Below are 24,162 nucleotides of genomic sequence, written 5' to 3' on the forward strand. Positions count from 1 at the left end.
TGCCTCAGTTCGGCGCGCTTCGCAGCAGCGCTTCGATTTCTGCAAGGCGGGCACCAATTCTTCGCCCTGAGACGGCGAGCGACAAATTGACTTCCGCACTCAACTTGCCGCGGGCACCGACTTCTCGAGCCCATTGGGGATCTTCATAGAGGCGGCGCAGAAACTGCGCGGCGTGCTCGATCGAAGGCTCTGCCCACTCCAGGTCGGCGTCGTACGGAGGAATAGGACGGCCCACCTTCACTCGTTCGTAGGGCACGAGAAGACTGTTGTCTTCCGTCATGAAGTCCATGTTGCCCGAGAAGCCCGTTGCGATCACGGGCTTGCCCATCAGCATCGCCTCGGCCATGGTCAAACCGAGTCCTTCGCTGCGATGGAGCGAGACGTATGCATCGCACGCGTCCATGAGCGACAGCACTTCATCGGAACTGAAAACCTTGTCGATGATGGTGATGGCAGGAACACTGGCCGCCGCCTCGCACAGCTCCCGGAACTGCTCGGGATGCCGATCTCCGAACGACGTCTTCAGCACCAGCGTGACGGGCTCGTCGCCGCGAAATGCCATCTTGAATGCTCGTATGAGACCCAGCGGATTTTTACGCTCCATCACGCTCATCATGTGAAAGGTGAACAGGAAGGTAAATCGGTCTGCTGCCAAGTTGAAATATGCGCGGTCGCGGATCTGGAACGGCCCGAGGGTCACGCCGGGAAAGAGCGTTCGCACGGGAATGGACAAACGCTCGCGCAAGCCGCGCGCGATGAACTCCGTCGCTGTCCAGACCTCGTCGACCTGTTCGGCGTGCTCGCACCAAGTCTCCGGTATCGAGTCGAACTCCCAGTACCAATAGGCAATGCGGTAAGTGCGCGGCACACGCTCTGCCAGATCTGCTCTTGCGTAGACTTCTTTGAAAAAAGGTTCGGGCTGCGCATGAATGATGGTGATGTCACCCACCTCCTGGCCGTCGAAGCGGGCATGGTGTGGATCGTCCCGCGTGTCCGTTCGAACGTCGCGCAGTGAAGTTCGGATGCCCGCCAACTCCATCGCCTCGGCCATGGCCTCCACGGAGACACGCAGCCCCGAGGGATAGCAAAAATGTCCAATGACATTGACTCCCGCATTCAGCAAATCGGGAATGAGCGGTCCGACGTTCAGCCCGCTGCACCACTTGCGCGCCTCTGGTTCGATTCGAGCCTCTTCACTGGCAGCGAGCCAGTCGATCAGGGCTCGTGCAGCAACAGCATTCGACAATGCCTCGGGATGCGCGTTCTGCCAAGCCGCATGCGCCCAATAACCGATACGGATTTGCAGCGCCGGCTCTAGAAATCCGAAAGGCGCGCTCGAACCGGACAGGGCCTCCTCGGCACCATACGTCTTGTCGATCCAGCCCGAGAAACGGGACCACCCGAAAACGGTCAGTGCGTCCGGGAAGCGCCGCTGCCAGTCCGGCGTAAACAGAAAGGCCCGCACCAGCTCGGCATGCGGGTTCTCCGCCGACTGCATGAACAACCACCAGACTTCCTCCAGCGCCAGGTCGCCGGCTTCCCGCCCGTGCTGCAGGAACCACCGGAACAGGCTGCGCCTGCCTGACGGCAGCAAGCCGTGAGGCAAAACAGCCCGGATCTCCTCGCTGGTCAGAAAGAATTGCCTGGCTCGCGCGGCAAAGTCGTCGGAAAAAAGTGAAACCAGATGCTGGGCACCTTCGGGCGCCAGCCCCAGATCCCGGCCCCCGTCGGCACTGCGCAACCAATCGACGAATCCGTCCGCTTCCGTTGCGGAGAGCGCTATGGGAAAACGATTACGAAGATCCTTCCGCCGGCGAAGCGTGTCCATGAGGAAACGCGCTGCGGTCTTTCGGTCCTTGATGTCGCTCGTATCGGTCTGCGGCCACAAAACCTGCTCCACAGGCAGGGCCGCCGCCTGGAGGACATCGGTGACGTCGTACAGGTCGAGCGCAGGAATGAAAGCCTCGCTCCCTCCGTGCAGGAGGGCCTCCAGCCGTGAGCGCTCCTGCTCGACAAGGTGCGCCAATGCCTGAGTCTTTTCTTCGCGAACGGCCCTATCGCGCAAAAATTGCAGCCGCTCGCGAGTGCGCCAGGGTGTGAGCAGCCAGAACGCAGCCTTCGGAACCCTGCGCGCCGCACGGCGGAGTGAATCAAGCCCTTTCATCACAGATAGACACTTTTGTCGGCAAACGTAACTTCATTATTTGTGGGGCTTATTCGAGTGGCGCCATCATGCCAAGAATCCTTCATCCCACCTCGTAAAATGCGACATATGCGCGAAAACGTGCTTTCTTAGGAGGACCGTCGGCACAGCCGCAAGTCACACATGACTCAAGAAAACAGCCCCAAGGCGTTCACTTCGTACGCGCAAAATTTCGAGGACGTCATGCTTTGGCGGGCGTTGAAGCACGTGCCTGCAGGTGTTTATGTCGACATCGGTGCCCAGCATCCCGTGGTGGACTCCGTCAGCAAGGCCTTCTACGAACAAGGATGGCGCGGAATCCACGTTGAACCTGTGCCGCACTACGCCCAACTACTGAGGCAAGACAGGCCTGACGAGGAGGTGCTGCAGCTCGCACTCGCGGATCGAGCGGGAATTCTCGAACTCCATGTGATCCCCGAGACCGGCCTCAGCACCGGCGTGAAGGCTTATGCGAAGATCATTGAGGAACAGCATGGATTTGCGCACCAGACCGTTCCAACTCCCATGCTACCAATGAGCATTGCCTTGGCGTCGCTGGCCGGGCAACAGGTGCACTGGCTCAAAATCGACGTGGAGGGTTTCGAGGAGGACGTGCTTCGAGGTTGGGACAGCAAGGTATTGCGCCCTTGGATCATCTTGATCGAAGCCACCGTCCCGATGTCGACGGAACTGCGGTACGAAGGCGCCGACAAAATTCTCGTCGATGCAGGCTACGAATTCGTGTACTTCGACGGTCTGAATCGTTTCTACATCGCCGTCGAACATGCAGAGTTGGCTCCAGCACTTCGGATACCTCCCAACGTCTTCGACGGCGCGCGGCTCAGTGGCTTGTCCTCCAGCGCGTGGTGTGGCGGCCTGATTTCCAGCCATCGTGTGGAACGACAGGCCGATGCAGCACAAATGGATGCCGCACTGGCTGACGCGCGCGCCGAAATGACTCAGGCAGAAAGCAACGCACGAGCCCGCCTTGAAGAAGAAAAGAGCCGTACCAGTCAAGCGGTATTGCGCGCCGTCGAGGCTGAAGCGCGCGCCGTCGCGGCTGAAGCATTCGCGAATCACGCGAACGATCGCGCGATCCATGCAGAAGCCAGAGCGCTGCTTGCGGCGAACACGCCGCTTCGACGATTGGCAACAGCCATTGCAGACGGCCGCATCACCAGTGGGATCAAGCGGCGCATCAAGACAGTGCTTCGTATCGCGGCCATCGCGGTCGGGCGGCACCCGACGCTAAAGCGCGCGGCTGTATTTGTATTGGATCGCGCACCGCCCTTGAGGCGGCGTCTGCGGACGATGCTGGCCCCGCAACAGGACCCTTCATCCAAAGACTCCATGAATAGCCTTCTGCCCATGTCTCCAGACGCCAATTTGGTGTACAGGCAACTCCTTCAAAGCCAGCACCGATCGGAACGTGCCTGATGCGAATCGTCATTGACCTTCAAGGTGCCCAATCCACTGGCAGCAGGCATCGCGGTATTGGACGCTACAGCCTGTCTATCGCGCAATCGATGGCACGACAGGCTGGAAATCATGAAATCCTGCTTGCGCTGAACGGGCGTTTTCCCGACGCAGTGGACGATTTCAGCGCGGCGTTCAAAGGACTGGTCGATCCGGCGCAAATCAAGGTCTGGTCGCCCGCCGCGCAGTCAGGCTCCGCAACCCGCTCCCGGGGCGAGGTGCGCGCGGATGAAATGCTCTATGAGGCATTCCTGGCGAGCCTCGCGCCCGACGCCGTACATGTGTCGAGCCTCTTCGAAGGGCTGGGTGACGCGACGGTTACCAGCGTAGGCAGGTTCGCGCCCATGCCCACCGCAGTCACCCTGTATGACCTCATTCCGCTGATCAATCCCCATCCTTATCTCGACAATCCGGTCGTACGCGACTGGTACATGGACAAGATAGCGTCGATGCGCAAGGCCAGCCTCTGGCTCGCGATCTCGGAGTCGTCCAGACAAGAGGGCCTTATCCACCTCGGCTTGGATCCGGCACGCTGTGTCAATGTCTCGACGGCTGCCGGCGACCATTTCCGCAAGCTCAACGTATTGCCTGAACGCGAGCAAGCGCTGCGCACACAATACCAACTGCACAAGCCATTCGTGATGTATACCGGCGGCATCGACCATCGCAAGAACATCGATGGCCTCATCAGGGCGTTCGCGCTGCTCCCACCTGGATTGCGCTCCGGGCGGCAGTTGGCCATTGTCTGCTCGGCTCGGCCCGAAGACCGGGCGGAATTGCTCGCGCTCGCGCGACGACACGGTTTGGCCGACGGCGACGTGGCGATCACCGGCTTCGTTCCGGAGCAAGACCTGGTCGACCTGTACAACCTGTGCGCACTGTTCGTCTTTCCGTCCTGGCATGAGGGTTTCGGCCTGCCGGCGCTGGAGGCCATGATGTGTGGCGCCCCCGTCATCGGAGCCAATACATCCAGCCTGCCTGAAGTCATCGGGTGCGAGGACGCGATGTTCGATCCGCGCGACGACAAGGCCATTGCCGCAAAGATGTCGCAGGTATTGAGCGACGACGCTTTTCGACTCGCGCTGATCGAGCATGGCGCACAACAAAGCAAGAAATTTTCATGGGACGAATCGGCACGGCGGGCGCTGCGGGCTTTCGAGGAATTGCACGAATCGACAGCCGCGGCCCCCGTCCGCACGCCGGCAACGCCCACTGCCGCACAACGCCCTCGTCTGGCCTACGTGTCCCCGTTGCCCCCCGAACGCAGCGGCATTGCGACCTACAGCGCCGAACTGCTGCCGGAGCTGGCCAAGTTCTACGACATCGAACTCATCACCGACCTGAAGGCTGTCGACGCGCAGGAGATGAACGCCACGTTCGAGCTGCGCAGCGTCGAGTGGTTTCGAGACAACGCCTCGTCTTTCGACAGGGTTCTATATCACTTCGGCAACTCCGAATTTCACCAGCATATGTTTTCGCTGCTGGAAGAAATTCCGGGGACTGTCGTGCTCCATGACTTTTACCTCAGCGGCATTCAGGCATACAGGGAGCTCGTGAAAGGCGAGGCGTTTGTATTGACCCGCGCGCTGTATGAATCCCACGGCTATTGCGCCGTCGCCGAGCGAGCGCAGGCGTTGGACACGGCGGACGTGATGTTCAAGTATCCATGCAACTTCAATGTCCTGCGGCTTGCGTCGGGTGTCATCGTTCATTCGCCGCACTCGCTCGAACTTGCCAAGCAATGGTTCGGCAGCGCAAGCACCGACAACTGGGCGCTGATCCCGTTGTTGCGCACCATGCCGGAATCGATCGATGAAGCAAGAATCCGGGCACGCAAGGAATTGGGACTGGATGCGGATGAGTTTCTTGTTTGCGCATTCGGGCTGCTCGGCCCCACGAAACTGAACCACCGTCTACTGGATGCCTGGAGCCAATCGTCATTGGCCACAGATCCGCGGTGCAGGCTTGTGTTTGTCGGAGAAAACGAAAAGGGAAGCTATGGCGTTCAGTTGGAAAAGGCCATTGCCGCCAGGGGAAAAGATGCGAAGGTCAGCATTTCCGGCTGGGTAGATACCGAGACATTCAAACGTTATCTAAGTGCGGCCGACGTCGCCGTCCAGTTGCGCAGCCTGTCGCGCGGAGAAACCTCTGCTGCAGTACTGGACGCGCTGGGACGTGGCGTTGCCACCGTGGTCAATGCCAACGGGTCGATGGCCTACCTGCCCGCCGACGCGGTGGTCATGCTGCCCGACGAGTTCAGCGATGAAGCGCTCATTACGGCATTGAATGATCTGCGCCAGTCGCCGCTCGTTGCACGCGCGCTCGGCGAAAAGGGCAGGCAGCTGATTGGCACGACGCACGCACCGCACGATTGCGCGAGGCAGTATGCCCAGGCGATCGAATCGTTCGCGTCAAGCGCTGAACGCACGCGCACCGGATTGATCAGTTCGATCGGAAAAGACGGCTTGCTGTCCGAATCCAGCCTGGTCGAGGCAGCACGAAGCATTGCGGACGCATTACCGATGCCTGCAGCCAAACATCAGCTTCTTGTCGACGTTTCAGAGCTGGTTCATGGCGACTCGCAAAGCGGTATCCAGCGGCTGGTGCGGTCACTGCTTCGTTCGCTCTTCGACAGTCCTCCTGCCGGCTTTCGTGTTGAGCCGGTTTATGCCGTGAAGGGCGAGCCTGGGTATAACTATGCGCGCAAATTCTCATTGGGCTTTCTCGGCTGCCCCGTGCAGGGACTCGACGATGCACCGATCGATGCGCGCGACGGCGATGTCTTTGTCGGCCTCGATTTGCAGCCGCATGTCGTTTGCGAGCAGGCTGACTTCTATCGCACTCTCAGGCAGAAAGGTGTTCGCATCGAGTTCGTCGTTTACGACTTGCTGCCAGTTCTGCTCGGGCACAGGTTCTTTCCAGCTGCGAAGGCGCTGCATGAGCGCTGGCTGGAAGTTGCGGCCCAGGGCAATGGCGTCCTCGCCATTTCGAATTCGGTGGCAAATGAATTCACCACATGGGTCGCCACCAATGCCCCCGAACGACTCGCAGCAGGACTGGAAATACGGGCCTTTCATCCGGGCGCCGATATTTCCTATTCGTCGCAGACCCGCGGTTTGCCGCCCGCTGCCGAGCAAACCCTGTCGATGCTCGCGTCGGCGCCAAGCTTCCTCATGGTCGGCACCATCGAACCCCGCAAGGGATATGCGCAAACACTGGACGCGTTCGAGCAGCTTTGGCGCGACGGCATCCATGCCAACCTGGTCATCGTGGGCAGGGTCGGATGGATGGTCGACGAAATTGTCGATCGGCTGCGACATCATCGGCAGAAAGGCAAGCGGCTTTTCTGGCTTGAAGGAGTGAGCGATGAATACCTTGCGCGGCTCTACAAGTCCTGTGCCTGCCTGCTGCTGCCTTCCGAGGGCGAGGGTTTCGGCCTCCCGTTGATCGAGGCCGCGACCCACAAGCTTCCCATCGTGACGCGCGACCTGCCTGTCTTCAGAGAAGTGGCTGGCGATCACGCGTTTTACTTCGATGGCATGAAGGGCGGGGACTTGGCCGCAGCCCTCACGCAATGGCTCGCACTCTTCGAAAAGGAGCAACATCCCCGCTCGGAGACAATGCCTCACCTGACATGGCAGCAGAGCGCGGAGCAATTCAAGGCGGCGCTTTTCTCCCGACCGGATCCGCAAAACGCCTTGCACCCACCCGCACATCGCGTTCAGTAGCCATCGGGTGAGAATCGAGGGATGCCGCCAAGGCTGTGCATGTCCCTAATCATTCAATTAAACAAGGAAAGAGGATTTCGATGAAAAAGCGCGCTGTTGTCACAGGCATCACGGGCCAGGACGGTGCCTACCTGGCGGAATTGCTGCTGGCCAAGGGCTACGTGGTCTACGGAACGTATCGCCGCACGAGCTCCGTCAACTTCTGGCGCATCGAAGAACTCGGGCTCCAGAACAACCCAGACCTTCACCTCGTGGAGTACGACTTGACTGACCTCGGCAGCTCGATCACGCTGCTCAAGGATGCAACGCCGGACGAGGTCTACAACCTCGCCGCCCAGAGCTTCGTGGGCGTGAGCTTCAACCAGCCTGCAGCCACGGCACAGATCACGGGTATCGGCGCCCTGCACTTGCTCGAGGCCATCCGCCTGGTCAATCCGAAGATCCGCTTCTACCAGGCATCGACGTCCGAGATGTTCGGCAAGGTGCAGGCGATTCCGCAGGTCGAAGACACCCCCTTCTACCCGCGCAGCCCCTACGGCGTGGCCAAGCTGTACGCGCACTGGATGACCATCAACTACCGCGAGAGCTATGGCATCTTCGGCAGCAGCGGCATCCTGTTCAATCATGAGAGCCCGCTGCGCGGTCGCGAGTTCGTCACGCGCAAGATCACCGACAGCGTTGCCAAGATCAAGCTGGGCAAGCTCGACGTGCTGGAACTGGGCAACCTCGATGCCAAGCGCGACTGGGGCTTTGCAAAGGAATACGTCGAAGGCATGTGGCGCATGCTGCAGGCTGACGAGCCCGACACCTTCGTGCTCGCGACCAACCGCACGGAGACCGTCCGCGACTTCGTCACGCTCGCATTCAAAGGCGCAGGCATTGCTGTCGACTTCAAAGGCTCGGGCGAATCCGAAACCGCAGTCGACACCGCCACCGGCAAGACCGTGATGCGCGTGAATCCCAAGTTCTATCGCCCGGCCGAGGTCGAACTGCTGATCGGCGACCCTGCCAAGGCCAAGGCCAAGTTGGGGTGGGCTCCTGCTACGACGCTGGAACAACTGTGCCAGATGATGGTGGAAGCCGATCTGCGGCGCAACGAACAGGGTTTCTCGTTTTGAAGATCCTGTTGACAGGCGCGCAGGGATTCACGGGACGCGTGTTCGCAAGTCGCGCGGCAGAAGCCGGGCATGAGATCGCTCCCCTTCTCGCAGACCTGACGGATGGGAAGGCGTTGCGACGTGAAATTGGCGCCGAAAGCTACGACGCGGTCGTTCATCTGGCCGCGATCAGCTTTGTCGGCCATGCGGATGAGCGTGCGTTCTATGACGTGAACGTCATTGGCACGACGAATTTGCTGGATGCCTTGCTCGAACTGACTGCGCCACCAACACGAATACTTTTGGCAAGCAGCGCAAACGTCTACGGTAACAGCAACGAATCACCGTTGACGGAACTGCATCCGCCGGCGCCGGTCAACCACTACGCGACGAGCAAACTCGCCATGGAGCACATGGCGCGAACTTATAACGATCGACTGGACATCGTCGTGACGCGGCCGTTCAACTACACCGGCCCGGGCCAGGATGCGAACTTCGTGATTCCCAAGCTGGCAAAGCACTTCGCCGAACGCGCGAAATCCATTGCCTTGGGGAACCTTGACGTCGAGCGCGAATTCAACGATGTCCGCATGGTGTGCGATGCCTATCTCATGCTGTTGGACCACGGCAAGGCAGGCGAGATATACAACGTATGTTCGGGCCAGCCTTACATGTTGCAGCACGTCATCGATGTGTTCACGCGATTGTCCGGACACAAGATCCAGGTTCAACTGAATCCGAAATACGTTCGTCCAAATGAGGTTCATCGCCTTTGCGGCAGTCCTGAGAAGCTTTCGACCATGCTGGCCGAGCATGGGCTTTCCCTGGAGCCGCCACCGCTGGAGGAAACGTTGCAACGGATGTTGGACAGTTACTCGTCCACCTAGCAGCCAGCGCAAAATATGCGGGAAAAGCGCTCCCGGCCGATTTGGCACAATTGGCGCCTGCAAACGGTCGGCTCGGTGACCCGCCCGATCTGACCCGTACACGCGGGTGCGAACTCGCAACGCCCCCACCCACGGGGGCTTGCGCTTCGATTTCATCCTCGAATTACTACAGTTGAGCCAGGAGAAGCAAGTTGAAAACGGTCATCCTCGCCGGAGGGCTGGGCACTCGGATTTCCGAGGAAACCCACCTGAAGCCCAAGCCCATGATCGAAATCGGGGGCAAGCCGATCCTGTGGCACATCATGAAGATCTATTCCGCTCATGGAATACGCGATTTCATCATCTGCTGTGGCTACAAGGGTTACGTCATCAAGGAGTACTTTGCGAACTACTTCCTTCACATGTCGGACGTGACCTTCGATATGGAGCACAACCGCATGGAAGTGCACCAGCGCTATGCGGAACCGTGGCGCATCACCCTGGTCGACACCGGCGAAGAAACGATGACCGGCGGACGCCTGAAACGAGTAGCTGAGCACATTCAGAACGAAGAAGCGTTCTGCTTCACATACGGCGACGGGGTTGGGGACATCGACATCACCAAGCTCATCGAGTTCCATCACGCGAACGGACTACAGGCCACACTGACCGCGACCTCACCGCCAGGTCGATTCGGCGCGCTCGATTTGCGCGATCACAAAGTAATGGCCTTCAAGGAAAAACCCAAGGGCGACGGGGGCCTCATCAACGGCGGCTTCTTTGTGCTCTCACCCAAGGTGCTCGAGCTTCTTGATGGGGACGGCACGATATGGGAGCGCGAGCCGTTGGAACGACTGGCGCAAGACCAACAGCTCGGCGCGTTCGAGCACAAGGGTTTCTGGCAACCCATGGATACGCTGAGGGACAAGGTCCATCTTGAAGAGCTATGGCAAAGCGGCAAGGCACCGTGGAAGGTCTGGTGATGGACTCGACTTTCTGGGCCGGCAAACACGTATTTGTCACCGGACACACCGGCTTCAAAGGCAGTTGGTTGTCGCTGTGGCTACAGCGCCTTGGCGCCGTCGTCACCGGCTATGCGCTGGAACCTTCAACCACGCCCAGCCTTCACGCGTTCGCTACGGCCGGAAGCAGCGCTGCATCGGTGACCGGCGACGTTCGAGACCTGGGCTCGTTGCGCAGTGCACTGCATGCATCGCGCGCGGAGATCGTCTTTCACTTGGCTGCCCAGCCGCTGGTGCGGCGTTCCTACATCGAACCGGTCGAAACTTACGCCACCAACGTGATGGGCACGGTTCACCTGCTGGAGGCGATTCGCACCTGCGACACCGTGAAATCCGTGGTGGTCGTCACGAGCGATAAATCCTACGAGAACAAAGAATGGGCGTGGGGCTATCGCGAATCGGACCCCATGGGCGGCTACGACCCCTACAGCAACAGCAAAGGCTGCACGGAACTTGTTGCCGCGGCCTATCGCACATCGTTTTTCAATGAATCCACTTACGCCAACCACGGCGTGGCGGTGGCCACCGCGCGCGCTGGCAATGTGATCGGCGGCGGCGACTGGTCTGAAGATCGCCTCGTTCCCGACCTGTTGCGGGCCTTCGGTGCGGGCCATAGCGCCCTCATTCGCAACCCGCACTCGGTGCGCCCCTGGCAGCACGTTCTCGAACCATTGCAGGGATACCTCATGCTTGCACAGAAGTTGTATGCCGAGGGACCTGCGTGGGCTCAGCCCTGGAACTTCGGTCCGGCCGACTCTGACGCCCGTCCTGTATCGTGGATTGCCGATCGGCTGACCCATGTCTGGGGCGAAGGTGCGGCGTGGCACACCGATCCGGCGACGGACCACCCCCATGAAGCCAATTGGCTCAAGCTGGATTGCTCCAGAGCGCGACAGGTACTGGGCTGGGTTCCGCGCTGGAATCTCGAACATGCGCTCGGCGCGATCGTCGAATGGCAGCAGGCATGGCGCAATGGCGAGGACATGCGGAGCACTACGCTCTCGCAAATCAAACAATTTGAGAACACCCCACAAGATGACTGAAATTTCATTCAAGCAGAACGAACTGCGCAAGAAGATCCTTGCGATGGTCGCGGAATACGGCGCGCTTTCGAGCACGCCTGCATTCGTCCCCGGTGAATCGCTGATACCGCCGTCAGGCAAGGTCGTCGGCACGCCGGAAATGCAGCTCATGGTCGAGGCCTCGCTGGATGCGTGGCTCACGACGGGGCGCTTCAACACGCTGTTCGAAAGCAGGCTTGCGGGGTTTCTCGGCGTCAAGCATTTGCTGACGGTGAACTCCGGCTCTTCGGCCAACCTGGTCGCGTTTTCGACGTTGACCTCGCCCAAGCTCGGTGACCGCGCCATTCTTCCGGGCGATGAAGTGATCGGCGTGGCGGCAGGCTTTCCGACCACCGTCAATCCGATCCTCCAATGCGGCGCGGTGCCTGTGTTTGTCGACGTCGACATCCCCACGTACAACATCAACGCCGATCTTCTGGAGGCCGCCATCGGCCCGCGGACCAAGGCAATCATGCTGGCCCACACGCTGGGCAACCCTTACAACCTCGCCGTCGTCAAGGCCGTGTGCAAGAAGCACAACCTCTGGCTCGTGGAGGACTGCTGCGACGCATTGGGTTCGCGCTACGAGGGCCAACTCGTCGGCACTTTCGGCGACATCGGTACGCTGAGCTTCTACCCCGCCCACCACATCACGATGGGCGAAGGCGGCGCGGTGTTCACCAACAGCGATGAGCTTCGCTTGATCGCCGAATCGATCCGCGACTGGGGCCGCGACTGCTATTGCCCTCCCGGCAAGGACAACACCTGCGGCAAGCGTTTCTGCTGGAAGCTGGGCGATCTGCCGGAAGGCTACGACCATAAGTACACCTACTCGCATCTGGGCTACAACCTCAAGATCACCGACATGCAGGCAGCGTGCGCGCTCGCGCAGCTCGACCGTCTGGATGGCTTCGTGGACGCCCGCAAGAAGAACTTCAACTACTTGAAAGACCGCCTGCGCAGTTGCGAGGAGTTCATGATCCTGCCGGAAGCCACCCCGGGCTCCGACCCCTCGTGGTTCGGGTTCCCGATCACGCTGCGTGAAGAGGCGAACACCCGCCGTGTCGACTTGCTGACCTACCTGGACCAGCAGAAGGTCGGCACGCGTCTGCTTTTTGCGGGTAATCTGCTGCGCCAGCCCTACATGATCGGTCGCAATTACCGAGTCGTCGGCGAACTCACCAACACCGATCGCATCATGAACGACACCTTCTGGGTCGGCGTGTATCCGGGCTTGTCGGAATCGATGCTCGACCACGTCGTGGAAAGCATAGAAACCTATCTGGGTCTGCGATTTGACTGATGGACTGCCGCCTGTCGCGCGTCAGGATCTCGACGAAATCCTGCGCCTGACCACGCCCGACACTTGGGAGGCGTTGAGGCGGCAGTCCGTATTTATCACTGGGGGCACCGGCTTCGTCGGCAAGTGGCTGCTCGAGGCTCTGCTGCATGCCGACCGCTCGCTGGATCTCGGGCTCGGCATTTCCGTGCTGACCCGCTCGCCCGATGCGTTCGCGCTTGCCAGCCCACATCTGGCGCAGGCGAGCGCCGTAGAACTGGTGCGCGGCGACATCCTCGATTTGCCTCAACCCACCCGGCCCTACACGTCCGTCATTCATGCCGCCCTGCCGGTGGCAACGCTTCATGACAGCCTTGCGAACCTCGAAACGGTAGCGGCTGCAGGAACCCGGGAGGTCTGTCGTTTCGCGGCAGCCGCCGGTGCGCGCAGACTGCTGCACGTCAGCTCTGGCGCGGTGTATCCACCGCCCGATGGGCCCACACCGTTGCCAGAAGACATGGGCTGGCAGGAAGACCTGGGGTCAGCCAACGTTTATGCGCGTGCCAAGCGACGGTCCGAAGCCATCGTGAACGAAGGCGGCTGGCCGTTCGAAACGGTGATTGCGCGATGCTTCGCATTTTCCGGTCCCTACCTGCTTGCCTCCAGCGGTGTCGCCTTGGCTGGCTTCATGGAACGGGCCATTGAGGGACAGCCACTCGTCATACGGGGGACCGGAGAGGCCGTGCGCACCTATCAATACGCGAGCGACATGGCACGTTGGCTGTTGACCTGCCTTGTCCACGGAATGAAGGGCAGCAGCTACAACGTTGGCAGCAGCGAGCCCGTCACCATTCTTGAGCTGGCGCGCACGGTCGGTCGCCTCGCCGAGGACGTGGAAGTCCGCGTCGAAGGTCATGCCGCCGAGGGCTTGGCGGGCGCGTTCTACATTCCCGATACGCAGCGCGCGCAAAGGGAATTGGGCCTGCGCAACAGCGTTGGCCTTGAAGACGGAGTGCAACGCATGCTTCAGTGGCGCCGCAGCAAGGGCGCTACCTCATTGACATCACACGAATGAAACCAAGCTTCGAACCCTCCGCATTGCGCAAGACCGTAGTCGAAATGGCGTGCGCCGGCAACGCGGTGCATCTGGGCTGCGCCTTCTCGATTACCGAACTGCTGTCATGCCTGTACGCATCCCACCTGCGCTACGACGAACGCGATCCAGACAGTGCCTCGCGCGACTACCTTGTGCTGAGCAAGGGCCACGGCGTCATGGCGCAGTACGCCTGCCTCTATGAGCTGGGCTGGCTGAATCGCCAGGACATCGACCAGTACTTTCACGATGGTTCGCGACTCAAGGGCCTGTCCGATGCGCATGTCCCGGGTTGCGAAGTGACCTCCGGGACGCTGGGGCACGGCTTGTCCGTGGGCGTCGGCCTGGCGCTCGCCGCGGTGCGCCGCAACACGGGCCAGCGCTGCTACGCGATCGTGGGCGATGGTGAAATGAACGAGGGCGGGATCTGGGAAGCCATGCTTTTCGCCGCGCACGCCAAGCTGGACAACCTCATGGTGATCGTCGACAAGAACGGCTTCCAGGCAATGGGACCGACCGACGAAGTCATGAACCTCGGAAACCTCGAAGCAAAGTTTTCGGCGTTCGACTTCGACACTCTCAGCATCGACGGTCATGACATTGCCGCGATTTCGTTCGCCATCGAAAAACTCAACACGATGAAGAACGGCCGGCCCAAGGCCCTGATCGCACGCACCGTCAAAGGAAAGGGCGTGTCTTTCATGGAGAACGTCAATGCCTGGCATTACTCACGGTTGACACCTGAGCTGCGCGAACAGGCGATGCAGGAACTCGCAGGGAGCAAGGCATGAGAGCTGCTTTCTCCAGCGCGCTGGTCGCCGCTGCAAAGAACGACGAGCGTGTCGTGTTGTTGACGGGCGATCACGGCTATGCGCTGTTCGACGAGTTCCGTCGGCAGTGTCCTTCTCAATACATCAATGCCGGCATCGCCGAGCAGAACATGGTGGGTGTCGCGGCAGGAATGGCCAAGGCGGGCTTCCGCCCCATCGTCTATGGATTGAGCGCCTTCGTGCCCGTGCGCGTGCTCGAACATATCAAGATCGACGTCTGCTACGAAAACCTGCCAGTCATCTTCACTGGCGACGGCGCGGGCCTCGTCTACAGCACGCTCGGCACCAGCCATCAAAGTTTCGAGGACATCGCCTGTCTTCGCGCCGTGCCGCAGATCGACATCATGTCGCCTTGCGATGCGCATGAACTGACGGCCTGCATGTCCAGCGCGCTCGCCTCAGCCAGCCCGGTCTACATGCGCATGGGCAAGGCCGACGTAGGAGCCGTACACACCACATTGCCGCGACTCGACCGGGGTGCGCTTCTGAAAGTACGAGCCGGCACGCACCCCGTCGCACTCGTGGCGACAGGATCGATGGTCAAGACTGCGTGTACGTTGGCAGAAGAACTCGACGCCTCCGTTTGGAGCGCACCGTGGATCAAGCCTCTGGACGCTGCACAAGTTCGCCGAATCGCCAGCGAGACCAAGGCTATCGTGACGCTGGAAGAGCACTCCATCGCCGGCGGCCTCGGCGGCGCGCTGTTGGAGGCAATGGCAGAGGAAGCGCCGATTCCCGTCTTGCGCATCGGCATCGGCGAACGCTTCTCGCATACGGCCGGCAGCCATGCACATGCAATGCGTGAGCACGGCCTGGACATCGCTACCGTGCGAGACAGGGTGCAGCCCTTCGCATCGCGCTGGAAATCAAACTGACGTGCTGCGCCTCCAACTGCTGCGTTTTCTACTGGTAGGAGTGCTCAACACGGCAGTGGGCTACGGCCTGTTTGCGCTGTTCACGTGGCTGGGCCTGCCATACCCCGCAGCGATTGCCTTGGCGACGCTCCTTGGCATCGCGTTCAATTTCCAGAGCACCGGCCGGCTCGTCTTCGGCGGTGCTCCGCTGTCGCGGCTCCTGCGCTTCATCGCCGTCTATGTCGTGATCTACGGCTTGAACGTTGGCGGGGTCGCTGCGCTGCTGCGCACGGGTGCCAACGTCTATCTCGCCAACGGGCTTGTCATTCTTCCCCTGGCACTTGTTGCCTTCGCCCTCCAACGGCGCTTCGTCTTCACAGCATCATGAAACACATCACGGTCGTCACGCCTTGCTACAACGAAGAGGACAACGTCGAAGAGGTTTATCGACAGGCGCGCGCTGTTTTCGAATCCATCGAGGGCGTCAGCTACAGGCATCTGTTCATCGACAATTTCTCGAACGACAAGACGCCGGACATTCTTCGCCGCATGGCGTCGGAAGATCCCAACGTACAAGTCATTCTGAATGCGCGCAACTTCGGGCATATCAGGTCTCCCTATCACGGCCTCTTGCAGGCAGAAGGCGACGCAGCCATTTTGCTGGTTGCCGACCTGCAGGATCCACCGGACTTGATGCGCGAGTTCGTGCGGCATTGGCAGGAGGGTGCGAAGCTGGTGGTGGGTGTCAAACCAAGCGCAGACGAATCGGGGCTGATGTTTGCCGTACGCAGGGCGTATTACCGATTCATCACACGCATCGCGGACGTCAAACTGATCCAGAATTTCACCGGCTTTGGCCTTTATGACCGCCGAGTCCTTGAAGTCCTGCGAAAGATCGACGACCCCTATCCGTATCTGCGCGGTTTGGTTTCGGAAGTCGGGTTCGAGCCAGTCAAACTTCCCTACAACCAGCCTTTGCGCAAACGCGGCATCACGAAGAATAACTTCTATAGCCTGTACGACATGGCCATGCTGGGGATCACGTCGCACTCGCGAGTGCCGCTGCGTATTGCAACCATTGCCGGATTTTTCCTATCAGGCCTGAGTCTGGCAATTTCAATCATCTATCTACTGTTGAAACTCGTATTCTGGAATACCTTTGCCGCTGGAACTGCCCCTATTCTCTTTGGGCTTTTCTTTTTCGCATCCGTACAATTATTTTTCATTGGCCTGCTCGGGGAATACGTGGGCGCCATCTTGACGCAGGTCATGAAACGTCCTTTGGTGGTCGAACGCGAAAGAATCAACCTGGAAGAGCCGCCTAAATGCTGACAGTCAATGAGGAAAACGCGCAACGCAGGCGCGTAGATCTCATTATCTCTGCGATTTTGGCCGTCTGCGTGACATTGACGGCATGGCTATTGATTGGCGGAACAACGATCAAATGGCGAGTGCCACTCGCATACGATGGCGACGCGATTTTACATTTGCTGCTGATCAATCGATTGGGAGATGGAAATGGCTATTTCAACAATACGGCAATCGGTTTTCCTTTCGGCTCATTGTTTTACGATTTTCCCGGCTCGGATGGCCTGAGCCTGGCAGCGCTCTGGCTTCTTCGAAACCTCAGTGGCAGCAGCGCATTCAGTTTCAACTTTTATTATCTCTTTGGATTTCCGGCGGCCGCCGTTTCAGCGTATTGGGTCTTGCGAGCCCAGTCGCTGACGCGGCTTTCTTCGCTGGTTGCGGCAACACTTTTCGCCTTTGCCCCGTTTCATTTCCTGCGGCTGGGGCATCTTTACTACACGTGGTATTTCGGAATACCCATTTTTATCTGGTACGGAGCCCGGATCAGTCAGGCAACAACTGTCGTATGGCAAAGCAAATGGTTTACTGCGCGGCGCCTGGGTCACGCAGCAATTTTATTCCTGATTTCGTCTCTGGGTGTGTATTACGCTTTTTTTGGCTGTATTGTTATCGGTTTGTCGGCCATCTTTGGTGCTTTCAAACTTCATAGCATCCGCCCATTGCAGCACGCAGCAATCGCCGGGGCCATCGTCGCAGCAGCAGTATTCGCGAATCTTGCTCCCAATTTTTCCTTCTATATCGAGCACGGCAGAAATGATGCCGTCGCCGCGCGCGCAGCATCCGAATCCGAGTTATATGGCCTGAAAATCACTCAACTGTTGCTGCCCCAGCGTGCGCACCGCTCAACTCATCTGCGCGAAATCACCACGCGCTACAGCAATACTTTTCCGCTGATCAACGAGAACTCGGTTTCTTCGCTCGGCTTGGTTGCGGGCATCGGATTTGTTCTGCTTCTGGGATTTTCTTTGGTGGGTTCACGTGGCCCGAGCACCAGATTTTCGACGCTTCACCTGTATGCGTTCCTGACCACCTCGCTTGTATTGATTGCAACGATTGGTGGCTTTTCTGCTCTCTTTGCGCAATTCGTTTCCGATCTAATTCGAGCCTGGAATAGAGTCAGCATCTATATTGCATTTTTTAGCATCGCCGCCATTGCATATGCACTTGACTTCTTGCGAAAATGGTCCGCTGGCGCCGCAATCGCGCTGTCCGTAGCGTTGATGGCTTTGGGAATCTGGGATCAATCCCCCCCCACCAACAGATCTTATTTGCAGCAGGTCCAACAGTCCTATCTCGCGGATAAGACATATCTGGCGCAAATCGAAAGCATCACCGCGCCAAACGCGGCAATTTATCAATTGCCATACATGCGATTTCCAGAGTCGGGTCCTCTGGAAAAACTCACCGATTACGATCTGGCGAAGCCGTATCTGCACAGCAAGAATCTACGCTGGAGCTTTGGCACGATTGCCGGCCGTGAGGGCGACGCGTTCTTCTATGCGTTGTCGCTGGAGCCCATCGAAGTACAGTTCGAAGTCATTCGCCATCTTGGATTTGCCGGACTATATTTGAATCGCGGCGGCTTCGCGGACAACGGCGTTCTCATTGAAGAAAAAATTCGCAAACTCACTCCCGCTCGGCCTTTGCTCAACGGCAAGGGGCAGATCGCATTTTATGCAATAGCCGATTTACCTTCGCCTCCGCTGGAAGAACTTTCTGCTTCCGCGCAGTCATTGTTGAAAAAATTTGCGCTTTCCGTTGAAAATGGGAAAGTCATCGTGGGCGAAATTTCCCCGTGGGAAATCGATTTCCGCCGCACATTGGCGACGCAGGTTCGCGAGGCAAATGGGCTGCAATTACCTGAACGCTGGGGCAGATGGTCGCGCGGCGAGTCGGTCAAGCTGCGCCTCAAACACGAACTTCCAAGAAAATTCTCGATAACGCTCAATGTCATGGCCTTTGGTCCCAACATTGGAAAACCGGCAATGTTGCAGATCGGCTCGATCCTGAAACCATTTGCAGCTCAAGACCATCTCGAGAACGTCACACTGGAGTTCGAACTCGAACAGCCTACCGACATTATTTCAATCAAGGTGCCCTATGCCGTTTCACCGGCAAGTCTAGGTAGCTATCAGGATGCGCGAGTGATTGGCTTGGGCTTTAAAGAAATCACCATCACACCGCACTAATTGTTCAGGCGGAACTTCCTTTCAATCGAAAACCCGAGCTTCCCGAAATGAAGCTCCGGCAAGATCTTTGGCCGATAGCTGGGGATCAGCGCAATCCAGCGGCCATTCGATCGCCAGTTCCGAATCGCTCCACAGGATGCATCGTTCGTGTGCCGGCGCATAAAAATCGGTCGTTTTATATAGAAAGTCGACCGATTCACTCAACACCATGAAACCGTGCGCGAAGCCCTCTGGCACCCACAGTTGCTTGTGATTGTCTTCAGTCAGTTCGACGCCTACCCACCGACCGAAAGTCGGCGACGAGCGGCGAATGTCCACCGCCACATCGAATACCGCGCCGCGGACCACGCGCACGAGTTTTCCCTGGGGCTGCTGGAGTTGGTAGTGCAGTCCGCGCAGCACGCCCTTGACCGAACGCGAATGGTTGTCCTGAACGAAATCCACATGCCGCCCAACCGCCTCGTCAAAGGCTTTGTTGTTGAAGCTCTCGTAAAAAAATCCGCGTGCATCGCCGAACACTTTGGGCTCGATCACAAGGACCTCGGGAATGGCTGTGGGCGTGGCTTTCATGGTGCTGCAAAAATAGGTTGGTAATGGTCAGGCGATGCGCTTCAGGTAGCCATCGGGGGCCACACTGATCAGCAGTTTGCTGTCGATGCCTCGATCAACTTCGAACGAGGAGCCGTGCGTCTTGAGAAACTCGTGCACCGCGGTCTTCGGGTTGTTTCCTGGCCCCCATGGACGGTCCGGGAAGAAGTCTGCTGGCAGGTCTTCGACGACCGTGTCGAACACCACGCAATAGCTTCCGACCGAAACCATCGGTGCGTAGGCTTTCAGTTCCTCCAGGACATGCGCATGGGTGTGATTGCTGTCAAGGCAAACGAGCACACTCTTCTTGCCCAGCGCTGCACGCTGGACTTGCGCAACGGTATCCGGCGCGATGCTGGAGCCCTCGATCATCGAGATGCGCCTGGCCATGGGATGCTCCTCGATGGCGCGCCGGTTGTGCGATCGGATGTCGATGTCGATACCCACCACTTGCGCATCTGCAGAGCCACCGCATGCGGCATTCAACTCCAGCATGGCCGCGGAAAAGATCAATGATCCCCCGTGCGCGATGCCCGTTTCAATGATCAGATCGGGCTGGACGCGCCAGATGATCTCCTGCATCGCAACGATGTCCTGCGGGTACTGAATGATCGGTCGTCCCATCCAGGAGAAGTTGTAGGAGTACCCGGCGCCGATGGAAGAGTTCATCAGCGTTTTTGCATCAGCCTGCAGCGCGGCGTTGGTTTCATTGGCAGCAACGCGGGCCGCCACTTCAGCTTCGAATGTCATTCTGGTCTACCTTCACAAGACGAAATTTTCCCTGCGACTGCTCGAGGATTTCATCGAAATAGTTGGAGTTCATTACGAACACAAGCGCGTCCGCAGGCAAGGCCTCCAGCGCAGCGTGCGGCGAGACGATGCGCAGACCGGTACCCGCCATGTACCGGTTCTGCTTGACGGGATTGATGTCGACCGCCATCGCCAACCCGATGTCCGTACCGCGCAGGTGATGCGCAAAGATAACGCCTTTGGACGATGCTCCCCAGATGGCCTTCGGCCCCGGGGTGGCGCGGGCAAGGACCTTGCTGGCTTCCACGCCCGACAGGAAATCGGCGGGCAGTTCGACTCGGTCGCTGGCATCCGCCACGGGAGCGCGCAACGTTGCCAAGTCCGCCACCACGTACAGATACTGGCCGCCGAAGACGTGCCCCTGTTCATGGATGCGTCCGAACATCCGCTGGAAATCGGACGCGCGAAAGTAATTGACGTGCTCGTAGAAGATATCGAACCACGCGTGGCGCGCACAGATCCAGTCGAAGCACGGGACCTCGATATAGATCGAGCCCCGCCCGCCATTTGCCGCGGCGATGGCGCGAAGAAAACTCAACGGATCCTGGATGTGCTCGAGCACATGGCGCAAAACCAGGGCATCGGCTGAAAGACCAAGGGCCGGGGAAAATGCCGCCTTGACGACGTGGGAGCTGTCGCCCTCGTAGGCGGGATCGATGCCCGTTGCTTCATAGCCGGCCTCCCGCAGATAGTTCAGAAAGTAGCCCTTGCCGCAGCCGACCTCGATCACCGTGCGTCCCTTGAAGTGCCGCCCGATGATGGAGAGAACGCTCTGCAGATGCTCGCGAAAGACGGCGGAGTGCGCCTGCTCGTTCTGGTAGTCCGCATCGTAGGCGAGCAACGATGGATCGAAGGCCACGTTGGACACCAGCCCGCTCATGTTGTCCTGGGCAAGCGTCATGTCACCTCTGGGCGACGCCCGACCGGCCGATGCGGAACCATAGACACGGTTCTGGAGTACCGGCAGTCGCTCGATGTGCAACAACTCGCGCTGCATCAGTTGGCCCTCAAGAGTTGTTCAAGCTTGGCATTTCGCCCCCAGAATGCCATCGGTTCGTAGGCTGGGTACGGGAAGTGCCCCAGCACGAGCCTGGCCTGGATCCGATGAGCCTCCCGCCATTCCTCGACAAGGGAACGAACCGATCGGGGTTCGCCGGAGCACACATTGACGACGCCGGCCCCGGGCGCCTGTTTGGCCAAGGCCACGAGATAGCCCGCCACATCGCGCACATGCAGATAGTCACGCAGTTGCTCACCACCGGACATGCGGAACTCGGCGTCGCCGCGCTGGCCGGCCGCAATCAACTGGCTGTACAGCGAGGTGGGCGCCTGCCCCTCTCCATGCATGTAGAACAGCCTTGCCCACGTCAGGGCGAGGCCGGTGTCGCCAGCCAGAAACTCAAGCTCACGGCGCAATGCATCCTTGGCAAAGCCATAGGGATTGCGGGGATCGGTTGGCAGGGACTCATCGAGTTCGCCGGCTTGCATGCCGTATTCGAAACAGGTGCCAGCGCATACCAAGGATCGCAGGCCGGTGGTGGCAAGAAGACGAAGAAACCTGTACTGCTCGCCAAGATGAGTCTCGAAGTGATGCCGCGACTGATAGTTCGGCAAGCCGCTCCACGCCAGATGAATCAACACGTCGGGCTCGCCGAGCATCTCGTAGACATTGGCCGGTGGCAGGGCCAGATCGATGGAGACATGCGCTACGCCTTTGGGCAGCCACGACAGATCTCGCGCTTGATGCGACACCGCAACAACCCGCTCCTCGGCCGTCGCCGCAAGCAGACCCAGCACATGCCGGCCAATGAATCCACTGGCGCCAGTGACTGCGATCTTCATGAGACCTGGATCTCGGGAACCGCGCAGACGAACTGGCCGCCCCAATCACGGACATAAGAAAGCTGGCTCATCACCTCCGCCTTGAGGTTCCACGGCAGGATCAGCACGTAGTCGGGCTTCTCGCGTTTCAGCCGCTCTTCGTCAACGATCGGAACCCGACTCCCTGGAAGATAAAGCCCCTGCTTGGAAGGGTTGCGGTCCACGACCCAGGGCAAAAGCCCCGTACGCACGCCGGCATAGTTGAGCAAGGTATTGCCCTTTGCGGCCGCGCCATATGCGCCGACGCGTTTGCCCGCCCGCCTGGCCTCGACCAGGAACACCATCAGACCATCGCGGATGTCGTCGGCACGGGCCTGGAAGTCGGCGTAGTAAGCGGGTGTCTCCACGCCGGCTTCCGCCTCGATGCGAAGAAGCCGCTCAACGCTCTCTTGCTTGGGGCGGTCTCCGGTGTCGAGCCGCTGCGCATAAATGCGCAGGCTCCCCCCGTGCGTGCCGAGCTGCGCGACGTCAAAGATGCCAAGACCATTTGCCTCGAACAGCCGGCGCACAGTCGCCAGCGAAAGATAGGAAAAGTGCTCGTGATAGATCGTGTCGAACTGACACTCCGCAATCAATTGCATCAGATGCGGAAACTCGAAAGTAGCCACGCCTTGCGGCTTCAGCAGCTTCGCGAAACCGGCAACGAAGTCATTGACGTCCGGCACATGCGCCAGCACATTGTTGGCCACCGTCAGGTCGGCCGCCCAACCTTCGGCTACAAGCTCCTTCGCGAGCGCCACGCCAAAGAATTTCTCGACGATTTCCAGTCCTTTGGCTCGTGCAGCACGCGCGGTGCTGGCTGTCGGTTCGACGCCCAAGCATGGAATTCCTGCTTCCTTGACATACTGAAGCAAATAGCCATCGTTCGCCGCAATTTCAACAACTCGAGACGCCGAGGACAATGCAAAGCGCTTCACCATGTCGCCGACATAGCGTTGACTGTGTGCAAGCCAACTTGTCGAATAGGAGCTGAAATATGCATAGTCGCTGGAAAACAGTTCTGCATAGTGTGCATAGTCATCTGTTTGAATCAGCCAGCAATTCGTGCAGGTCAATATGCGCAGCGGATACCATTTTTCAGGCGCAGTCAACTGCGACACGCGCAGATATGCATTGGATGGCGGAGATGTTCCCAGATCCATCAACTGAAGCGAAAGCTCAGAATCGCAATGGCGGCATTTCATTTCAGAGACCTTCGAAATCGTTCGTGAGATAAGGGCAAGCCATATCCCGCGGTGACAACTCGGCAAACTCCAGCGGCCAGGCAATATTGAGTGCCGGATCGGCGGGGTGTAGTCCGCCTTCGGCTGACGGAACGTATGGCGCCGAATGGAGATATAACAACTGAGCGTTGTCCGTCAGGGTTTGAAAACCATGGGCGAATCCTTGAGGGATCAGCAGGCTACGCGCATTTTCGGCTGAAAGAATTTCAGCATGCCATTGAAGAAACGTCGATGAGCCCTTGCGCAAATCGACTGCAACGTCGAAAACCTCTCCTTGAAGACAACTTACAAATTTGTCTTCCGAATGAGGTTGGAATTGAAAATGCATGCCACGCACTGACCCGCTTTGCCGCGTCAACGTATGATTAATTTGTGCGACTGGCAAGATAAAACCCGATGGGCCAATTTCTTCGGCACAAAAGAATCGACTGAAAAATCCACGCGAATCCTCGATTCGTGGTCGTTGCACAACGCAAAGTCCTTCGAGATCCGTTTTGCGAACAAGGAATTTAGCCACATCAAATGCCATTTTCTGCTGAATAGTATTTACAAAACCTGTAAACCTGCCTTGCCGTGACTTGCAACTTTTTATCGTTCTCGTCGACAACAAGCCTG

General features: G+C 58.9%; 20 protein-coding genes. 13 read left to right on the forward strand and 7 right to left on the reverse strand.

From position 1 onward, the window contains the following. Positions 1-4: 4 nt before the first annotated feature. Positions 5-2,164 carry a glycosyltransferase family 4 protein gene (locus BM133_RS28865; RefSeq protein ID WP_093441761.1) on the reverse strand — a complete coding sequence of 720 codons (2,160 nt, stop codon included), beginning with the start codon at positions 2,162-2,164 and terminating at the stop codon, positions 5-7. Positions 2,165-2,326: 162 nt separating this feature from the next. Between BM133_RS28865 and BM133_RS28870 the strand changes: the two genes are divergently transcribed. The 13 genes from BM133_RS28870 (at position 2,327) to BM133_RS28930 (ending at position 19,045) form a co-directional block, all read left to right on the forward strand. After that, a complete protein-coding gene (locus BM133_RS28870; protein WP_093441763.1) occupies positions 2,327-3,619 on the forward strand; it encodes an FkbM family methyltransferase in 1,293 nt (430 codons plus the stop codon). Continuing rightward, positions 3,619-7,386, forward strand: a complete 3,768-nt coding sequence (locus BM133_RS28875; RefSeq protein WP_093441766.1) for a glycosyltransferase — start codon at positions 3,619-3,621, stop codon at positions 7,384-7,386. The genes BM133_RS28870 and BM133_RS28875 overlap by 1 nt, the downstream gene beginning before the upstream one ends. An 80-nt stretch (positions 7,387-7,466) precedes the next feature. Continuing rightward, positions 7,467-8,504 carry a GDP-mannose 4,6-dehydratase gene (gmd, locus tag BM133_RS28880; RefSeq protein WP_093441768.1) on the forward strand — a complete coding sequence of 346 codons (1,038 nt, stop codon included), beginning with the start codon at positions 7,467-7,469 and terminating at the stop codon, positions 8,502-8,504. Beyond that, a complete protein-coding gene (locus BM133_RS28885) occupies positions 8,501-9,370 on the forward strand; it encodes a GDP-mannose 4,6-dehydratase (RefSeq protein ID WP_093441771.1) in 870 nt (289 codons plus the stop codon). Before gmd ends, BM133_RS28885 begins: the two co-directional genes overlap by 4 nt. A 191-nt stretch (positions 9,371-9,561) precedes the next feature. Continuing rightward, positions 9,562-10,332 (forward strand): glucose-1-phosphate cytidylyltransferase, encoded by a 771-nt coding sequence (rfbF, locus tag BM133_RS28890; RefSeq protein WP_093441773.1) that lies wholly within the window; start codon positions 9,562-9,564, stop codon positions 10,330-10,332. After that, positions 10,332-11,414, forward strand: coding sequence for a CDP-glucose 4,6-dehydratase (gene rfbG, locus BM133_RS28895; protein ID WP_093442043.1), 1,083 nt, complete (start codon positions 10,332-10,334; stop codon positions 11,412-11,414). Before rfbF ends, rfbG begins: the two co-directional genes overlap by 1 nt. Next, positions 11,407-12,735, forward strand: a complete 1,329-nt coding sequence (gene rfbH, locus BM133_RS28900; protein ID WP_093441776.1) for a lipopolysaccharide biosynthesis protein RfbH — start codon at positions 11,407-11,409, stop codon at positions 12,733-12,735. Before rfbG ends, rfbH begins: the two co-directional genes overlap by 8 nt. Beyond that, positions 12,728-13,786 (forward strand): NAD-dependent epimerase/dehydratase family protein, encoded by a 1,059-nt coding sequence (locus tag BM133_RS28905; protein ID WP_177224967.1) that lies wholly within the window; start codon positions 12,728-12,730, stop codon positions 13,784-13,786. The genes rfbH and BM133_RS28905 overlap by 8 nt, the downstream gene beginning before the upstream one ends. Further along, entirely contained in the window at positions 13,783-14,595 is an 813-nt protein-coding gene (locus tag BM133_RS28910) for a transketolase (protein ID WP_093441781.1), read from the forward strand. Before BM133_RS28905 ends, BM133_RS28910 begins: the two co-directional genes overlap by 4 nt. Then, positions 14,592-15,509, forward strand: a complete 918-nt coding sequence (locus BM133_RS28915) for a transketolase family protein (protein WP_093441783.1) — start codon at positions 14,592-14,594, stop codon at positions 15,507-15,509. Before BM133_RS28910 ends, BM133_RS28915 begins: the two co-directional genes overlap by 4 nt. 1 nt (position 15,510) lies before the next feature. Then, the gene (locus BM133_RS28920; protein WP_256219383.1) at positions 15,511-15,876 is read left to right on the forward strand and encodes a GtrA family protein; all 366 of its coding nucleotides are present in this window, start codon (positions 15,511-15,513) and stop codon (positions 15,874-15,876) included. Further along, complete coding sequence (locus BM133_RS28925) at positions 15,873-16,820, forward strand: glycosyltransferase family 2 protein (protein WP_093441786.1); 948 nt, start codon at positions 15,873-15,875, stop codon at positions 16,818-16,820. Before BM133_RS28920 ends, BM133_RS28925 begins: the two co-directional genes overlap by 4 nt. Next, positions 16,814-19,045, forward strand: a complete 2,232-nt coding sequence (locus BM133_RS28930) for a DUF7024 domain-containing protein (protein ID WP_143100233.1) — start codon at positions 16,814-16,816, stop codon at positions 19,043-19,045. The genes BM133_RS28925 and BM133_RS28930 overlap by 7 nt, the downstream gene beginning before the upstream one ends. 21 nt (positions 19,046-19,066) lie before the next feature. On the opposite strand, the gene rfbC is transcribed toward BM133_RS28930, so the two are convergent. The 6 genes from rfbC to BM133_RS28960 are packed head-to-tail and all read right to left on the reverse strand — an operon-like array spanning position 19,067 to position 24,076. Continuing rightward, the gene (rfbC, locus tag BM133_RS28935; protein WP_093441791.1) at positions 19,067-19,615 is read right to left on the reverse strand and encodes a dTDP-4-dehydrorhamnose 3,5-epimerase; all 549 of its coding nucleotides are present in this window, start codon (positions 19,613-19,615) and stop codon (positions 19,067-19,069) included. Between the two features lie 27 nt (positions 19,616-19,642). Continuing rightward, the gene (locus tag BM133_RS28940; protein ID WP_093441793.1) at positions 19,643-20,383 is read right to left on the reverse strand and encodes a cephalosporin hydroxylase family protein; all 741 of its coding nucleotides are present in this window, start codon (positions 20,381-20,383) and stop codon (positions 19,643-19,645) included. After that, on the reverse strand, positions 20,367-21,440 hold the full coding sequence (locus BM133_RS28945; protein ID WP_093441796.1) for a class I SAM-dependent methyltransferase: 1,074 nt from the start codon (positions 21,438-21,440) through the stop codon (positions 20,367-20,369). The genes BM133_RS28940 and BM133_RS28945 overlap by 17 nt, the downstream gene beginning before the upstream one ends. Beyond that, positions 21,440-22,285: an NAD-dependent epimerase/dehydratase family protein gene (locus tag BM133_RS28950; RefSeq protein ID WP_093441799.1), complete on the reverse strand. Its 846-nt coding sequence runs from the start codon at positions 22,283-22,285 to the stop codon at positions 21,440-21,442. The genes BM133_RS28945 and BM133_RS28950 overlap by 1 nt, the downstream gene beginning before the upstream one ends. After that, positions 22,282-23,508 (reverse strand): class I SAM-dependent methyltransferase, encoded by a 1,227-nt coding sequence (locus tag BM133_RS28955; protein WP_093441801.1) that lies wholly within the window; start codon positions 23,506-23,508, stop codon positions 22,282-22,284. The genes BM133_RS28950 and BM133_RS28955 overlap by 4 nt, the downstream gene beginning before the upstream one ends. Before the next feature lies 1 nt (position 23,509). Continuing rightward, complete coding sequence (locus tag BM133_RS28960; RefSeq protein WP_093441804.1) at positions 23,510-24,076, reverse strand: dTDP-4-dehydrorhamnose 3,5-epimerase family protein; 567 nt, start codon at positions 24,074-24,076, stop codon at positions 23,510-23,512. Positions 24,077-24,162: the final 86 nt, after the last annotated feature.

Source organism: Variovorax sp. 770b2, from assembly GCF_900115685.1.
GTDB lineage: Bacteria > Pseudomonadota > Gammaproteobacteria > Burkholderiales > Burkholderiaceae_C > Variovorax.

Bases quoted from the DNA above. Each gene is read 5' to 3' on its own strand.
- BM133_RS28925 (WP_093441786.1), top strand. From the start codon at position 15,873: ATGAAACACATCACGGTCGTCACGCCTTGCTACAACGAAGAGGACAAC.
- BM133_RS28950 (WP_093441799.1), bottom strand. From the start codon at position 22,285: ATGAAGATCGCAGTCACTGGCGCCAGTGGATTCATTGGCCGGCATGTG.
- rfbG (WP_093442043.1), top strand. From the start codon at position 10,332: ATGGACTCGACTTTCTGGGCCGGCAAACACGTATTTGTCACCGGACAC.
- BM133_RS28945 (WP_093441796.1), bottom strand. From the start codon at position 21,440: ATGCAGCGCGAGTTGTTGCACATCGAGCGACTGCCGGTACTCCAGAAC.
- BM133_RS28915 (WP_093441783.1), top strand. From the start codon at position 14,592: ATGAGAGCTGCTTTCTCCAGCGCGCTGGTCGCCGCTGCAAAGAACGAC.
- gmd (WP_093441768.1), top strand. From the start codon at position 7,467: ATGAAAAAGCGCGCTGTTGTCACAGGCATCACGGGCCAGGACGGTGCC.
- BM133_RS28875 (WP_093441766.1), top strand. From the start codon at position 3,619: ATGCGAATCGTCATTGACCTTCAAGGTGCCCAATCCACTGGCAGCAGG.
- BM133_RS28865 (WP_093441761.1), bottom strand. From the start codon at position 2,164: ATGAAAGGGCTTGATTCACTCCGCCGTGCGGCGCGCAGGGTTCCGAAG.
- rfbC (WP_093441791.1), bottom strand. From the start codon at position 19,615: ATGAAAGCCACGCCCACAGCCATTCCCGAGGTCCTTGTGATCGAGCCC.
- BM133_RS28960 (WP_093441804.1), bottom strand. From the start codon at position 24,076: ATGGCATTTGATGTGGCTAAATTCCTTGTTCGCAAAACGGATCTCGAA.
- BM133_RS28930 (WP_143100233.1), top strand. From the start codon at position 16,814: ATGCTGACAGTCAATGAGGAAAACGCGCAACGCAGGCGCGTAGATCTC.
- BM133_RS28870 (WP_093441763.1), top strand. From the start codon at position 2,327: ATGACTCAAGAAAACAGCCCCAAGGCGTTCACTTCGTACGCGCAAAAT.
- rfbH (WP_093441776.1), top strand. From the start codon at position 11,407: ATGACTGAAATTTCATTCAAGCAGAACGAACTGCGCAAGAAGATCCTT.
- BM133_RS28910 (WP_093441781.1), top strand. From the start codon at position 13,783: ATGAAACCAAGCTTCGAACCCTCCGCATTGCGCAAGACCGTAGTCGAA.
- BM133_RS28940 (WP_093441793.1), bottom strand. From the start codon at position 20,383: ATGACATTCGAAGCTGAAGTGGCGGCCCGCGTTGCTGCCAATGAAACC.
- BM133_RS28955 (WP_093441801.1), bottom strand. From the start codon at position 23,508: ATGAAATGCCGCCATTGCGATTCTGAGCTTTCGCTTCAGTTGATGGAT.